This is a genomic window from Achromobacter sp. 1011791174 (assembly GCF_059760925.1).
Window position 1 is genome coordinate 74,184 of the sequence record NZ_JCBANH010000015.1, and the last position, 14,156, is coordinate 88,339.

A 14,156-nucleotide genomic window follows, 5' to 3' on the forward strand; every position below is an offset into this window, starting at 1 on the left:
GGCGCCGCGCGCAACACAATAGGAAAAATCGATGTCCGAGCAAGCTCCCGGCAAGGGCGACCCGCAGATCGCCGCGCCCACGATCACGCGCAAGCGCCAGAACCGGATTTCATGGATCTGGCTGGTGCCCGTGGTCGCGGCCCTGATGGGCCTGTCGCTGGTCGTGCGGACCTGGTTGCAGGCCGGCACCGACATTTCCATCACCTTCAATTCGGCCGACGGGCTGGAAGTCGGCAAGACCCGCTTGCGCTACAAGGACGTGAACGTCGGCACGGTGAAGTCCATCGGCTTCAATGAAGATCGCAGCAAGGTGGTCGTGACGGCCGAGCTGGCCAAGGAAGTCTCCGACCTGGCGCGCGACGGCACCAATTTCTGGGTGGTCAAGCCGCGCCTGGACGTGAGCGGCGTATCCGGGCTGGGCACCTTGTTGTCCGGCGCCTATATCGGCGTGGACGCCATCGAAGGCAAGGGCAAGGCCAGCAAGGCCACCAAGCTGACGTTCGAAGGGCTGGAGATCCCGCCCGCCGTCACGCACGACCGGACCGGCAAGCGTTTCAAGCTCAAGGCGGATAACCTGGGATCGCTGGATGTCGGTTCGCCGGTCTACTATCGCCGTATCAACGTCGGCCGGGTCATCGGGTACGAGCTCGACAAGAGCGGTGATTCGGTGAATATCGAGGTCTTCGTCGACGCGCCGAACGATGCGTTCGTGACCAGCGGCACGCGCTTCTGGAATTCCAGCGGCGTGGATTTCAGCGTCAACGCGGACGGGCTGAAGGTGCGCACGCAGTCGGTGGTGTCGCTGCTGGTGGGCGGCGTGGCGTTCGAGCCGGTCTACACGGCGCGCGGCGCCAACAAGCCGGCGCCGGCTGACGCCGAATTCGAACTCTATTCGACCGAGGCGCAGGCCAAGGCCAATCCGGATGGCGAGGCCTTCGATATACGCATGCGCTTTGACCAGTCGATCCGCGGCCTGGCCGTGGGCGCGCTGGTCGATTTCAGCGGCATCACGCTGGGCAATGTCACCAGCATCAACCTGGATTTCGATCCTGAGACCAAGCGCTTCTACTCGGTGGTCGACGCCACGCTCTATCCGGAACGCCTGGGCAGCGTCTATGACGAGGTCCGGGAGCTGGCCGATAAGGAAGGCGACGTGGCCGGCAACCGGCTGCTGGGCGGCATGATCAAGCACGGGCTGCGCGCGCAGCTGCGTCCGGCGAACCTGTTGACGGGCCAGCTGTATGTGAACCTGGATGTGTTCCCCAATGCCAAGCCGGTGACGTTCAACCCGTCCGTGCCGGCGATCATTCCGACCGTGCCGGGTAACCTGGACCAGCTGCAGCAACAGCTCAGCAACATCGTCAACAAGATCGAGAAGATTCCGTTCGACAAAATCGGCGAGGACCTGCGCACCACGCTGGCCAGCACCTCCAGGCTGATGAACCGCCTGGACAAGCAGGTCGCGCCCGAGGCGCAGGGCATGCTGAAGCAGGCCAGGGACTCCATGGCCCGCATCAACGAGCTGCTGGCCTCCGACGGCTCGCTGCCGGTCAGCACCGAGCGCGCGCTGCAGGAACTGAACCGCGCGGCGCGTTCGCTGCGCTCGCTGGCGGACTTCCTGCAGGCCAATCCAGAAGCGCTGCTGCGAGGTCGCGGCGCCGATCCCATTCCGGGCTCTGGTCCGGTCAAGAACTGAAGATCATGAACATGACGCCCATGCCGTTCTTCCCGCGCATCGCCACGTCCGCCCTGGCGCTGGCCGCCGCTTTGGCGGGTTGCGCCTCGGCGCCCGTGCATTACTACACGCTGTCCGCGCCGGCTGGCACTGCATCTGCGCCGGCTGGCGCGCAGGCGGCGTACATGATCGACGTGTTGCCGGTCAGCGTGCCCACGCCGGCCGACCAGCCCCAGCTCATGGTGCGCAATGGCGACGGCAGCGTCTCGGCGCTGTATTCCGAGCGCTGGACCGCGCCGCTGGCCGACGAGGTCCGGGGCGCGCTGTCGGACGCGCTGCAGCGCGAGCTGGGCGCGCTGGACGTGCGCGTGGTGAAACCCGCCTCCAGCGCGGCGGTGTGGCGGGTGCAGACCGATGTGCAGCGGTTCGATCTGTCGCCCGGCGCGGCCCAATTGGACGCCACCTGGCGCGTCCGTCCCGTCAACCTGAAGGGCAGCGGGCTGATCTGCCGCACGGTGGTCGACGAGCCGGCATCGGGGCAGGGCGCCTCGGCGCTGGTCGCCGCGCAGCAGCGCGCCTTGTCCAAGCTGGCGGGAGTGATGGCGTCGGCCATCCGCGGTCGCCAGGCGCCGGACGGCGAAGGCGTGCGCAGCGTGGGCTGCGCGCCGCTGAAAGAGTGAATCCGGGGCCGGATCGCGGCCCGGAAACTGTCGCAATCTCAGATAGTTAACCTAGGGTTAACCTTAATATCTGGCGGGTTGCAACCTGATTAGCATACGGTCCAACCATTTTCCGGGCTCCAGCAGGGGCCTGGTGACCCTTGCCATGCGACAGGAAGCAATCTCTTATGGCCAGCACGACCCTCGGCGTCAAAGTCGATGACGCACTGCGCGACCGCCTCAAGGCGGCCGCGCAAAAGCTCAACTGCACGCCGCATTGGCTGCACAAGCAGGCGATCCTCGCCTATCTGGACAGGATCGAGCGCGGCCACCTGCCCGCCGAGATGTCGCACCTGGGCGGCGAAGAGGGCGCCGAGGACGAGGCTGGCGAAGGCCAGGCCATCGTCACGCCGCCGTTCTACGAGTTCGGCCAGGATGTGCAGCCGCAATCGGTGCTGCGCGCCGCCATCACCGCCGCCTATCGCCGGCCCGAGCCGGAATGCGTGCCGCTGCTGCTGGGCCAGGCCCGCATGCCGAACCTGGACAAGATCCGCGCCATGGCCACCGACCTGGTGAAGAAGCTGCGCGGCAAGCGCACGGGCGGGGGCGTCGAGGGCCTGATCCAGGAATTCTCGCTGTCCAGCCAGGAAGGCGTGGCGCTGATGTGCCTGGCCGAAGCGCTGCTGCGTATTCCCGACCGCGCCACGCGCGACGCGCTGATCCGCGACAAGGTGTCGCGCGGCGACTGGAAGTCGCACATGGGCGGCTCGCAGTCCCTGTTCGTCAACGCCGCCACCTGGGGCCTGATGATCACCGGCAAGCTCGTGGCCGTGAACAGCGAGCAGTCGCTGTCAAAAGCGCTGACGCGCCTGATCGGCAAGGGCGGCGAGCCGCTGGTGCGCAAGGGCGTGAACATGGCCATGCGCATGATGGGCGAGCAGTTCGTGTCGGGCCAGACGATTTCCGAGGCGCTGGCCAACAATCGCAAGATGGAAGCGCGCGGCTTCCGCTATTCCTACGACATGCTGGGCGAGGCGGCCACCACGGCCGAGGACGCCGACCGCTATTACGCTTCCTACGAGCAGGCCATCCATGCCATCGGCAAGGCCGCCGCCGGCCGGGGTATCTATGAAGGCCCGGGCATTTCCATCAAGCTGTCGGCGCTGCATCCGCGCTATTCGCGCGCCCAGCGCGAACGCGTCATGGCCGAGCTGCTGCCGCGCGTGAAGGCGCTGACCGCGCTGGCGCGCAGCTACGACATCGGCCTGAACATCGACGCCGAGGAAGCCGACCGCCTGGAGATCTCGCTGGACCTGCTGGAGGCGCTGTGCTTCGCGCCCGAGCTGGACGGCTGGAACGGCATCGGCTTCGTGATCCAGGCCTACCAGAAGCGCGCGCCCTTCGTGATCGATTACGTGATCGACCTGGCGCGCCGCAGCCGCCACCGCGTGATGGTGCGGCTGGTCAAGGGCGCCTACTGGGACAGCGAGATCAAGCGCGCCCAGGTCGATGGCCTGGAAGGCTACCCGGTCTATACCCGCAAGATCTACACCGACGTGGCCTACCTGGCTTGCGCCCGCAAGCTGCTGGGCGCGCCCGAGGCCGTGTATCCGCAGTTCGCCACGCACAACGCCTACACGCTGTCGGCCATCTATCAGCTGGCCGGCCAGAACTACTACCCCGGTCAGTACGAGTTCCAGTGCCTGCACGGCATGGGCGAGCCGCTGTACGACGAAGTGGTCGGCCCGTTGGCGCAGGGCAAGCTGAACCGCCCGTGTCGCATCTATGCGCCGGTGGGCACGCACGAGACGCTGCTGGCCTATCTGGTGCGCCGCCTGCTGGAGAATGGCGCCAACACCTCGTTCGTGAACCTGATCGGCGACGAGAGCATTCCGGTCGAGCAGCTGGTGTCCGATCCGGTGGACGCCGCCTCGCGCGTCGTGCCGCTGGGCGCGCCGCACGAGAAGATCCCGCTGCCGCGCGAACTCTTCGGCAACCCGCAGGAAGGCGCGCGCGCCAACTCCGCCGGCCTGGACCTGAGCAACGAGCATCGCCTGGGATCGCTGTCGGCCGCGCTGCTGGCCAGCGCCGGCATGACCTGGCGCGCCGGCCCCATGCTGGGCGAGGGCGCCCAGGCCTGGGATGCGGCGCGCGCCGTCGAAGTGCGCAACCCGGCCAATCTGCGCGACCTGGTCGGCCACGTCGTCGAGGCCAATGCCGAGGAAGCCGAGGCCGCGCTGCGCATCGCGGCCAATGCCGCGCCCATCTGGCAATCGACGCCGGTGGCCGAGCGCGCGCAATGCCTGCGCCGCGCCGCGCAACTGCTGGAAGAGCAGATGCAGACGTTGCTGGGCCTGATCGTGCGCGAAGCCGGCAAGTCGTTGCCCAACGCCATCGCCGAGGTGCGCGAGGCCGTCGACTTCCTGCGCTACTACGCCGATCAGGCGTCGCGCGAGTTCGGCAACGACACGCACCGCCCGCTGGGCACCGTGCTGTGCATCAGCCCCTGGAACTTCCCGCTGGCCATCTTCACCGGCCAGGTCGCCGCCGCGCTGGCGGCCGGCAATACCGTGCTGGCCAAGCCCGCCGAGCAGACGCCGCTGATCGCGGCCCAGGCCATCGAGATCCTGCGGGCCGCCGGCGTGCCGGCTGGCGCCGTGCAACTGCTGCCCGGCCGTGGCGAGACCGTCGGCGCGCAGCTGGTGGCCAGCCCTGGCGTGCGCGGCGTCATGTTCACCGGCTCGACCGACGTGGCGCGCATCATCGCCCGCGCGCTGGCCGATCGCCTGGACGACGACGGCCACACCATTCCGCTGATCGCCGAGACCGGCGGCCAGAACGCGATGGTGGTGGATTCGTCGGCGCTGGCCGAGCAGGTCGTGTTCGACGTGCTCAGCTCGGCCTTCGATTCGGCCGGCCAGCGCTGCTCGGCGCTGCGCGTGCTGTGCATCCAGGAAGACAGCGCCGACCATGTGCTGACGATGCTGCGCGGCGCCATGCGCGAACTCAGCGTGGGCAATCCCGATCGCCTGTCGGTCGACGTGGGGCCGGTGATCGACGCCGAGGCCCGCAATGGCATCGTGCGCCACATCGACGCCATGCGCACCGCCGGCCGTCGCGTGGACCAGCTCGAACTCAATGGCGAATGCCGCCACGGCACTTTCGTGCCGCCGACCATTATCGAGATCGGCCATATCAGCGAACTGAAGCGCGAGATCTTCGGTCCGGTGCTGCATGTGGTGCGCTACAAGCGCGAGGAACTGGATGCGCTGCTGGAGGCCGTGAACGGCACCGGCTACGGCCTGACCTTCGGCGTGCATACCCGCATCGATGAAACCATCGCGCACGTGACGGGCCAGGTGCATGCCGGCAACGTCTACGTCAACCGCAACATCGTCGGCGCGGTGGTGGGCGTGCAGCCCTTCGGCGGCGAATGCCTGTCCGGCACCGGCCCCAAGGCCGGCGGCCCGCTGTACATGTACCGTCTGCTGGGCACGCGCCCGGCGGGCCTGCCGCCGGCGCTGGATCCGGCCGCGCCGCTGCCGCAGCGCATCGCGCTGCCCGGTCCCACGGGCGAGACCAACACCTATCTGGTCGAGCCGCGCGGCGCCGTGTATTGCGTGGCAGCCAGCGAGGCCGGAGCGCGCGCGCAATGGGCGGTGGCCCGGCAGACCGGCAACCATGCCTGGTTCGCCGATACGCCGGCCGCGCAGGCGCTGCTGTCCGGGCTGGATGCCGAGCAGCAGGGGCAGGCGGGCATCCTGGCCGATGCCGACGTCGACCACGCTGATTTCCAGGCGGTGCTGTTCGAGGGGGATGGCGACGCGCTGCGCGCGCTGAACCAGCGCATCGCCCAGCGCGCCGGTCCGATCCTGGCCGTGCACGGACTGACTTCGGACGCGCTGGCCGCGGGCGCGGCCTATGCGCCGGAGCGCCTGCTCGCCGAGCGTTCCGTCAGCGTCAACACGGCCGCTGCCGGCGGCAACGCCAGCCTGATGACGATCGGTTGAGGTGACTGGTGGGTAACCTTTGGGGGACCAAGGGTTATCTCCAATATCGAATGAGGTTGCACTCGAAGCAAAATCCGGTCGCACCTCAAGTGGGGATGCCGCAAACCGGCATCCCCTTTCTGTAGAAAGCTGCAGGCGCCGATTCCGGAGAACCCGGCCGGCGTGGAAGTGAAAAAACGAAAGCCGGGCTATCGGCCCAGGTTATAACAGGCCATAAATCCGACATACCGGAGGACCCATATGAAGTTCCGCACCACTTTGAAGCTTCTCTCGGCCAGCATCGCCGCCGTCGGCATGGCCGCCGCCGCGCAGGCCGCCGACATCAAGCTCGGCTTTGCCGCGCCGCTGACCGGTCCGCAGTCGCATTACGGCGAGGACATGCAGAACGGCCTGAACCTGGCGCTGGAAGAAGCCAACCAGAAGGGCATCCAGATCGACGGCAAGCCCGCCAAGTTCGTGTTGGTGTCGCGCGATGACCAGGCCGACCCGCGCGTGGGCGTGCAGGTCGCGCAGCAACTGGTCGACGAAAGCGTCGTCGGCATCCTGGGCCACTTCAACTCGGGCACCACCATTCCCGCTTCGCGCGTCTACCACGAAGCCGGCCTGCCGCAGATCGCCATGGCGACCTCGCCCGAGTACACCAAGCAGGGCTACGAAACCACCTTCCGCATGATGACCAGCGACACCCAGCAGGGCGCCGCGGTCGGCAAGTTCATGGTGCAGAGCCTGAAGGCCAAGAAGGTCGCCATCATCGACGACCGCACCGCCTACGGCCAGGGCCTGGCCGACGAGGTCGAGAAGGCCGTCAAGGCCGCCGGCGGCCAGATCGTGCGCCGCGAGTACACCACCGACAAGGCCAACGACTTCACGGCCATCCTGACCAACATCAAGGGCTCGGCGCCCGACGCCATCTTCTACGGCGGCCTGGACGCGCAGTCCGGCCCGATGAAGCGCCAGCTGGCCACGCTCGGCCTGAAGGCGCCGCTGGTCTCGGGTGAAATGACCCGCAGCGACACCTTCATCAAGCTGGCCGGCGACGCCGCCGACGGCACCTACGCCTCGCTGGCCGGCGTGCCGCTGGACAAGATGGCCGCGGGCAAGGACTTCGAGCAGCGCTATCAGGCCCGCTTCAAGAAGGCGCCCGGCGTCTACGCGCCCTACGCCTATGACGGCGCGTGGAACATGATCACCGCCATCGAACAGGCCGGTTCGGCCAAGCCCGAGAAGTACCTGCCGGCGCTGGCCAAGCTGAGCCGCAAGGGCGCCACCAGCGAGAACATCGCCTACGACAAGAACGGCGATCTGAAGGAAATCTCTGTCACCATCTACGAAGTCAAGAACGGCAAGTGGGAGATGGTTGAAACGATGGTCAGCCAGGCCAACTAAGGCCGGATGATCGAGGCGGAAGGCGCTCCCCGCGCCCTCCGCCCGCTTTGCACCGGCAGCGCCGCCAGGCGCTGCCGCGCGCAGCCCGGCACGGGGCTTCCAATGCTCCTCCCGCGCGGCTCGCGCGATTTTTTCCAGGCTTATTCTGCGGCCCCTATGGATATCTTCATTCAACAACTGATTAACGGCGTCACGCTGGGCAGCGTGTACGCTTTGGTCGCCCTGGGCTACACCATGGTGTACGGCATCATCGGGCTGATCAACTTCGCGCACGGCGACGTGGTCATGATCGGCGCCATGGCGGCGACGACGATCGCGATCTCGCTGGTCGGCGGCGATCCCTCGGCCTCGGCCTTCGTGGTGCTGGGCCTGGGCCTGCTGGTGTCGGTGCCGCTGTGCATGGCGATCGGCTGGACCGCCGAACGCGTGGCCTACCGGCCGCTGCGCCGCGCGCCGCGCCTGGCGGCGCTGATCACCGCCATCGGCGTGTCCATCATCCTGCAGAACGTGGCGATGATGGGCTGGGGCCGCAATTACCTGAACTTCCCGCAAGTGCTCGCGCCGCGGGTGTTCGAGATCTTCGGCGCGCGCATCAGCACGCTGCAGATCGCCATCGTGGTCATCGCCGCGCTCATCATGGGCGGGCTGCTGGCCGTGGTGCACAAGACCCGCCTGGGCACGGCCATGCGCGCCACCGCGCAGAACCGCGAAGTGGCCGGCCTGATGGGCGTGAACATCAACACCGTCATCTCGGCCGCCTTCCTGATCGGTTCGGCGCTGGCCGCCGTGGCTGGCATGATGGTCGCCACGTATTACGGCGTGTCGCAGTACACCATGGGCTTCATGCTGGGCCTGAAGGCCTTCACCGCGGCCGTGCTGGGCGGCATCGGCAACCTGGTCGGCGCGATGGCCGGCGGCCTGTTGCTGGGCATCATCGAATCGCTGGGCGCCGGCTATATCGGCGACCTGACCGGCGGCTTCCTGGGCAGCCATTATCAAGACGTGTTCGCTTTCTTCGTGCTGGTGCTGGTGCTGATCTTCCGCCCCTCCGGCCTCCTGGGCGAGCGCGTGGGGGACCGCGCATGAACGCGACCATGAAAAAGAGCGGGCTTTCCACCCGCAACCTGATCGGCATCGCGCTGATCGGCATCGTGCTGGCGGTGCTGCCCTTCGTGATCGGCATGGCCGGCCAGAGCTGGGTGCGCATCCTGAACTTCGCGCTGCTGTACGTGATGCTGTCGCTGGGCCTGAATATCGTGGTGGGTTTCGCCGGCCTGCTGGACCTGGGCTACATCGCGTTCTACGCGGTGGGCGCCTATGCCTGGGCCATGCTGGCCTCGCCACACTTCGGCCTGCACCTGCCGTTCTGGGCGATCCTGCCGATCGCGCTGGCGGTGGCCTGCCTGTTCGGCGTGCTGCTGGGGGCGCCCACGCTCAAGCTGCGCGGCGACTACCTGGCCATCGTGACCTTGGGCTTCGGCGAGATCATCCGCATCTTCCTGAACAACCTGAACTCGCCGATCAACATCACCAACGGTCCGCAGGGCATCAACCGCATCGACACCTTCAAGGTGGGCGAGTTCGCGTTTGGCCGTACCGAAACGCTGATGGGCATACGCTTCACCGGCCCGGAGAAGTACTACTACCTGCTGCTGGCGCTGACGCTGATCATCGTGGTGGTGTGCCTGCGCCTGCAGAACTCGCGCATCGGCCGCGCCTGGGAAGCCATCCGCGAGGACGAGATCGCGGCCAAGGCCATGGGCATCAACACCCGCAACATCAAGCTGCTGGCCTTCGCCATGGGCGCGTCCTTCGGCGGCGTGGCCGGCGCGCTGTTCGCCTCGATGCAGGGCTTTGTCAGCCCCGAGAGCTTCTCGCTGATGGAATCCATCTCCATCCTGTGCATGGTGGTGCTGGGCGGCATGGGCCATATCCCGGGCGTGATCCTGGGCGCCATCATCCTGGCGGGCCTGCCCGAGTTCCTGCGCGCCGTGGTCGAACCGGCGCAGCACATGCTGTTCGGCGCCGTGGTGCTGGATCCGGAAGGCATCCGCATGCTGCTGTTCGGCCTGGCCATGGTCTGCGTGATGCTGTTCCGCCCGGCCGGCCTGTGGCCTTCCGCCGTGCGCAAGCGCGAATTGTCCAGCAAGGCCCAAGGAGGCGCCGCATGAGCAAACTGCTGCAAGCCCAGGGACTGGGCAAACGCTTCGGCGGCCTGCAAGCCTTGTCGGACGTGAGCTTCGACATCGAGCAGGGCGAGATCTACGGCCTGATCGGCCCCAACGGCGCGGGCAAGACCACGCTGTTCAACGTGCTGACCGGCCTGTACATCCCGGAAGACGGCTCATGCACCTTCAACGGCCAGTCCATGTCGGGCAAGAAGCCGCATGAAGTGGCCTATGCCGGCCTGGCGCGCACGTTCCAGAACATCCGCCTGTTCGCCAACCTGAGCGCGATCGAGAACGTGATGATCGGCCGCCACATGCGCACCCGCGCCGGCGTGTTCGGCGCCGTGCTGCGCACCCGCGGCGCGCGCGCCGAGGAAGCCGCCATCGAGGCGCGCGCCCAGGAACTGCTGGAATACGTGGGCATCGGCCATCGCGCCAACGACGTGGCGCGTTCGCTGCCCTACGGCGACCAGCGCCGTCTGGAGATCGCGCGCGCGCTGGCCACCGAGCCGAAGCTGCTGGCGCTGGACGAACCGGCCGCCGGCATGAACGCCTCGGAAACGGTGGTGCTGCGCAAGCTGATCGAGAAGATCCGCGACGACGGCATCACGGTGCTGCTGATCGAGCACGACATGAAGCTGGTCATGGGCCTGTGCGACCGCGTGCTGGTGCTGGAATACGGCAAGGTGCTGGCCATGGGCAAGCCCGCCCAGGTGCAGCGCGATCCCAAGGTCATCGAAGCGTATCTGGGCGCGGGCGCGGCCCAGGATCCGCTGATTCATCAGGAGCGCCAGGCATGACGACGGTATCCCAACCCCTACTCGAATTGCGCGGCCTGCAGGTCGCCTATGGCGGCATCCGCGCGGTGCGCGGCATCGACCTGCGGGTCGACGAAGGCGAGCTGGTCTGCCTGATCGGCGCCAACGGCGCCGGCAAGAGCACCACGTTGCGCGCCATCTGCGGACTGGTGCCGCTGGCCGGCGGCGAAGTCGTCTATGGCGGCAAGTCCATCGGCGGCCAGAAGTCGCACGAGCTGGTGCGCCAGGGACTGGTGATGGTGCCGGAAGGCCGGGGCATCTTCGGCCAGCTGACCATCGAGGAAAACCTCGCCATGGGCGGCTACGTGCGCCGCGACGCGGCCCAGATCCGCCAGGACACGGACCGCGTCTTCACGCTGTTCCCGCGCCTGGCCGAGCGCCGCAAGCAGGCGGCCGGCACCTTGTCCGGCGGCGAGCAGCAGATGGTGGCCATGGGCCGCGCGATGATCGCGCGTCCCAAGCTGCTGTTGCTGGACGAACCCTCGATGGGACTGGCGCCGCTGATGGTGGAAAAGGTCTTCGAGGTGGTGCGCACCATCGCCAGCGAAGGCGTCACCATCCTGCTGATCGAGCAGAACGCGCGCCTGGCGCTGGAGAACAGTCATCGCGGCTACGTGATGGAATCGGGCGAGATCATCCTGTCCGGCAAGTCGGGCGACATGCTGCACGATCCCAAGGTGCGGGCGGCCTACCTGGGTGAAGTCGAAGAACACGCCTGAGCCCGAGGTTCGGTGCGTGAAAAAGCCGGCGCGAGAGGATCGCGCCGGCTTTTTTTTCATCGCCAGGCGGGGAGAGGGCAGATGCCCGGACTCATGCCGGCGGGGGCTGGAACAGACCGCGCAGCACGGCGATCAGGATGTCGCCGGCGGACGCCGCGCCATACAGCGCATGATCGATGGCCTGGCTGCGCGCCAGGGCCATGAGGCTGCCGGCCAATTCCTCGGCGGGAACGGGCGGCGTCCGTCCTGCGAGCGCGAACAATCGTTCCAGCAATTGCGCGTAGATCCGTCGCTGGTCCGCCATCAGCGCGGCGTAGGCCCCGCCGAATTCCGGATTGCGCGCGGCCAGCAGTTGCAGCTCGGTCGCGAGCAGGGCCTGGGAGGCATCCATGCCGAAATCGCGCGCCCAGTGCTCCAGCGCCTCGAAGGCCTTGCCGAAGTCCTGGCCCGCCGTGGCCACCGAGCCCGTGATGCGTTCGGCTTCCTGCGCCTTGTGCTGGCGCAGCAGGTCCAGCAACAGGTCTTCCTTGCTCTGGAAATTGGAGTAGAAGGCGCCTTGGGTATAGCCGGCCTCCCTGGCGATATCGCGCACGGTGGTGGATGCGAAGCCGCGCTCGGCGACTTGCTTGCAGGCCGCGGCGATCAGGCGCTGGCGCGTCTGTTCCTGGCTTTCTTCTCGTGTCAGGCGGGGGTGTGGCATTTTAAATATCGATAGATATCTGGATTGACTGATTTTGCCGGATGAGGATACCATCTGCTATTTAAATATCATTTGATATCTGAAAAGGGCGCATCCTGGACCTGGGCGCGCGCCCAATCACCCCGGAGAGATCGCTACATGCACCACCAAGACCATCAGGCGCCGTCACAGGCTGGCGCCGTGCGCAACCAGGGTGTCCAGGCACAGGAGCCCCGGGCCCGGCCCATCCGGCAGGCCTTCGTCACCGGCGCCACGGGCCTGCTGGGCAACAACCTGGTGCGCGAACTGGCGGCGCGCGGCATCGCGGTGCGGGCGCTGGCCAGATCCGTGGACAAGGCGCGCCAGCAGTTCGCGGATCTGCCGCAGGTGCAGGTGGTGAAGGGCGACATGGGCGAGGTCGGCGCCTTCGCTGCCGCGCTGGCCGGCTGCGATGTGGTGTTTCATGCCGCCGCCCATTTCCGTGACAGCTACAAGGGCGGCCGCCACTGGGACGAACTGCGGCGCATCAATGTGGACGGCACGGCGGCGCTGATCGCCGCGGCGCACGCCGCGGGCGTGCGTCGATTCGTGCATACATCCTCGATTGCCGTGCTCGACGGACCGCCCGGCACGCTGATCGATGAAACCTGCGACCGCCTGCCCGCCGATGCTGACGACTACTACCGCAGCAAGATACTGGCCGACGACGCGGTGCGCGCGTTCCTGCGCCTGCATCCCGATATGCACGCGTGTTTCGTTCTGCCCGGCTGGATGTGGGGGCCAGGCGATATCGGGCCGACCTCGGCGGGGCAACTGGTCAATGACGTGGCGCGCGGCAAGCTGCCGGGGCTGGTGCCCGGCAGTTTCTCGGTGGTCGATGCCCGCGACGTGGCGCTGGCCCAGATTGCCGCGGCCGAACGTGGTCGCCGGGGCGAACGCTATCTGGCGGCCGGGCGCCACATGGAAATGGGAGAACTGATCCCGCTGCTGGGGCAGGTGGCCGGAATTCCCGTGCCGACGCGCAAGCTGCCGCTGTCCTTGCTGTACGCGCTGGCGGCCATTCAGGAAGTCTATGCGCGCATCACGGGCAAGCCGGTGCTGCTGGGGCTGGCGACGGTGCGCCTGATGGTGCGCGAGGCGGGGCGCACCCGTTTCAATCCGGCCAAGAGCGAGCACGAACTGGGCCTGCATTTTCGTCCGCTGGCGCAGACGCTGGCCGATACCGTGGGCTGGTATCGCCAGCATGGCTGGTTCTGAACGGGTAGCCAGGGCCGTGCCCCCGGGCGCGGCCCTGGCGTGCCAGCGCGATGCTCAGGCGGGCGCCGTCGCGATGCGCCTCCTGCCTATCATCAGCGCGATGAACGCCGCGACGATGCCGGTCATGCCGGCCAGCACGAAGGCCGTCAGGTAGCTGCCTTGCGACTGCCGCACGAAGCCGGCCATCCAGGCCGCGCTGGCCGCGCCCAGCTGGTGGCCGGCGACGATCCAGCCGAACACGATCGAAGCGTCGCGCTCGCCGAAGGCTTCGGTTGTCAGGCGCAGCGTGGGCGGCACGGTGGCGATCCAGTCCAGGCCGAAGAAGATGGCGAAGATCGACAGGCTGTAGAACGAGAAGTCGGAATAGGGCAGGTAGATCAGCGACAGCCCGCGCAGCCCGTAATACACGAACAGCAGCTTGCGCGGATCGTAGCGGTCGGTAAGCCAGCCCGAAGCGGTGGTGCCGACCAGATCGAAGACGCCCATCAGCGCCAGCAGGCCGGCGGCCTGCACTTCGGGCATGCCATGATCGCCGCAGAGCGCGATCAGGTGCGTGCCGACCAGGCCGTTGGTGGTGAAGCCGCAGATGAAGAACGTGGCGAACAGGAACCAGAACGTGCGCGTGCGTGCGGCCCGGCCCAGCGCACCGAAGGTGGCGGCGATCATGCCGGTGCGCGGCGCGGTCGGCGCCGGCGGCGAGGCGGGATCGCTGCCGTAAGGCACCAGTCCGACCTGCGCGGGCCGATCCGGCACCAGCCACCAGGCCAGCGGCACCAGGGCCGCCG

11 protein-coding genes are annotated in these 14,156 nt (G+C 67.5%); 9 read left to right on the plus strand and 2 right to left on the minus strand.

Annotation, left to right across the window (positions count from 1 at the left end):
- Positions 1-31: 31 nt before the first annotated feature.
- The 8 genes from AC6LJ5_RS08125 to AC6LJ5_RS08160 all read left to right on the plus strand — a co-directional run bounded on the left by AC6LJ5_RS08125 (position 32) and on the right by AC6LJ5_RS08160 (position 11,435).
- Entirely contained in the window at positions 32-1,696 is a 1,665-nt protein-coding gene (locus AC6LJ5_RS08125; protein WP_498140219.1) for a PqiB family protein, read from the plus strand.
- A gap of 5 nt (positions 1,697-1,701) precedes the next feature.
- A complete protein-coding gene (locus tag AC6LJ5_RS08130; RefSeq protein ID WP_392408908.1) occupies positions 1,702-2,355 on the plus strand; it encodes a PqiC family protein in 654 nt (217 codons plus the stop codon).
- A gap of 167 nt (positions 2,356-2,522) precedes the next feature.
- Positions 2,523-6,344, plus strand: a complete 3,822-nt coding sequence (gene putA, locus AC6LJ5_RS08135) for a trifunctional transcriptional regulator/proline dehydrogenase/L-glutamate gamma-semialdehyde dehydrogenase (RefSeq protein ID WP_498140220.1) — start codon at positions 2,523-2,525, stop codon at positions 6,342-6,344.
- A gap of 240 nt (positions 6,345-6,584) precedes the next feature.
- Entirely contained in the window at positions 6,585-7,730 is a 1,146-nt protein-coding gene (locus AC6LJ5_RS08140) for a branched-chain amino acid ABC transporter substrate-binding protein (protein WP_103275145.1), read from the plus strand.
- A gap of 234 nt (positions 7,731-7,964) precedes the next feature.
- A complete protein-coding gene (locus AC6LJ5_RS08145) occupies positions 7,965-8,816 on the plus strand; it encodes a branched-chain amino acid ABC transporter permease (protein WP_498140227.1) in 852 nt (283 codons plus the stop codon).
- On the plus strand, positions 8,813-9,901 hold the full coding sequence (locus AC6LJ5_RS08150) for an ABC transporter permease subunit (protein ID WP_212318439.1): 1,089 nt from the start codon (positions 8,813-8,815) through the stop codon (positions 9,899-9,901). Before AC6LJ5_RS08145 ends, AC6LJ5_RS08150 begins: the two co-directional genes overlap by 4 nt.
- Complete coding sequence (locus tag AC6LJ5_RS08155) at positions 9,898-10,698, plus strand: ABC transporter ATP-binding protein (RefSeq protein WP_498140221.1); 801 nt, start codon at positions 9,898-9,900, stop codon at positions 10,696-10,698. Before AC6LJ5_RS08150 ends, AC6LJ5_RS08155 begins: the two co-directional genes overlap by 4 nt.
- On the plus strand, positions 10,695-11,435 hold the full coding sequence (locus AC6LJ5_RS08160; protein ID WP_103275141.1) for an ABC transporter ATP-binding protein: 741 nt from the start codon (positions 10,695-10,697) through the stop codon (positions 11,433-11,435). The genes AC6LJ5_RS08155 and AC6LJ5_RS08160 overlap by 4 nt, the downstream gene beginning before the upstream one ends.
- Before the next feature lie 91 nt (positions 11,436-11,526).
- On the opposite strand, the gene AC6LJ5_RS08165 is transcribed toward AC6LJ5_RS08160, so the two are convergent.
- Entirely contained in the window at positions 11,527-12,135 is a 609-nt protein-coding gene (locus AC6LJ5_RS08165) for a TetR/AcrR family transcriptional regulator (protein ID WP_498140222.1), read from the minus strand.
- 138 nt (positions 12,136-12,273) lie between these two features.
- On the opposite strand from AC6LJ5_RS08165, the gene AC6LJ5_RS08170 reads away from it, so the two are divergent.
- Complete coding sequence (locus AC6LJ5_RS08170; protein ID WP_498140223.1) at positions 12,274-13,371, plus strand: SDR family oxidoreductase; 1,098 nt, start codon at positions 12,274-12,276, stop codon at positions 13,369-13,371.
- Positions 13,372-13,425: 54 nt separating this feature from the next.
- On the opposite strand, the gene AC6LJ5_RS08175 is transcribed toward AC6LJ5_RS08170, so the two are convergent.
- Positions 13,426-14,156 (minus strand): MFS transporter (locus AC6LJ5_RS08175; RefSeq protein ID WP_498140224.1); only part of this gene is annotated, 731 nt, incomplete at its 5' end.

Bases quoted from the DNA above. Each gene is read 5' to 3' on its own strand.
- AC6LJ5_RS08125 (WP_498140219.1), top strand. From the start codon at position 32: ATGTCCGAGCAAGCTCCCGGCAAGGGCGACCCGCAGATCGCCGCGCCC.
- AC6LJ5_RS08130 (WP_392408908.1), top strand. From the start codon at position 1,702: ATGAACATGACGCCCATGCCGTTCTTCCCGCGCATCGCCACGTCCGCC.
- putA (WP_498140220.1), top strand. From the start codon at position 2,523: ATGGCCAGCACGACCCTCGGCGTCAAAGTCGATGACGCACTGCGCGAC.
- AC6LJ5_RS08140 (WP_103275145.1), top strand. From the start codon at position 6,585: ATGAAGTTCCGCACCACTTTGAAGCTTCTCTCGGCCAGCATCGCCGCC.
- AC6LJ5_RS08145 (WP_498140227.1), top strand. From the start codon at position 7,965: ATGGTGTACGGCATCATCGGGCTGATCAACTTCGCGCACGGCGACGTG.
- AC6LJ5_RS08150 (WP_212318439.1), top strand. From the start codon at position 8,813: ATGAACGCGACCATGAAAAAGAGCGGGCTTTCCACCCGCAACCTGATC.
- AC6LJ5_RS08155 (WP_498140221.1), top strand. From the start codon at position 9,898: ATGAGCAAACTGCTGCAAGCCCAGGGACTGGGCAAACGCTTCGGCGGC.
- AC6LJ5_RS08160 (WP_103275141.1), top strand. From the start codon at position 10,695: ATGACGACGGTATCCCAACCCCTACTCGAATTGCGCGGCCTGCAGGTC.
- AC6LJ5_RS08165 (WP_498140222.1), bottom strand. From the start codon at position 12,135: ATGCCACACCCCCGCCTGACACGAGAAGAAAGCCAGGAACAGACGCGC.
- AC6LJ5_RS08170 (WP_498140223.1), top strand. From the start codon at position 12,274: ATGCACCACCAAGACCATCAGGCGCCGTCACAGGCTGGCGCCGTGCGC.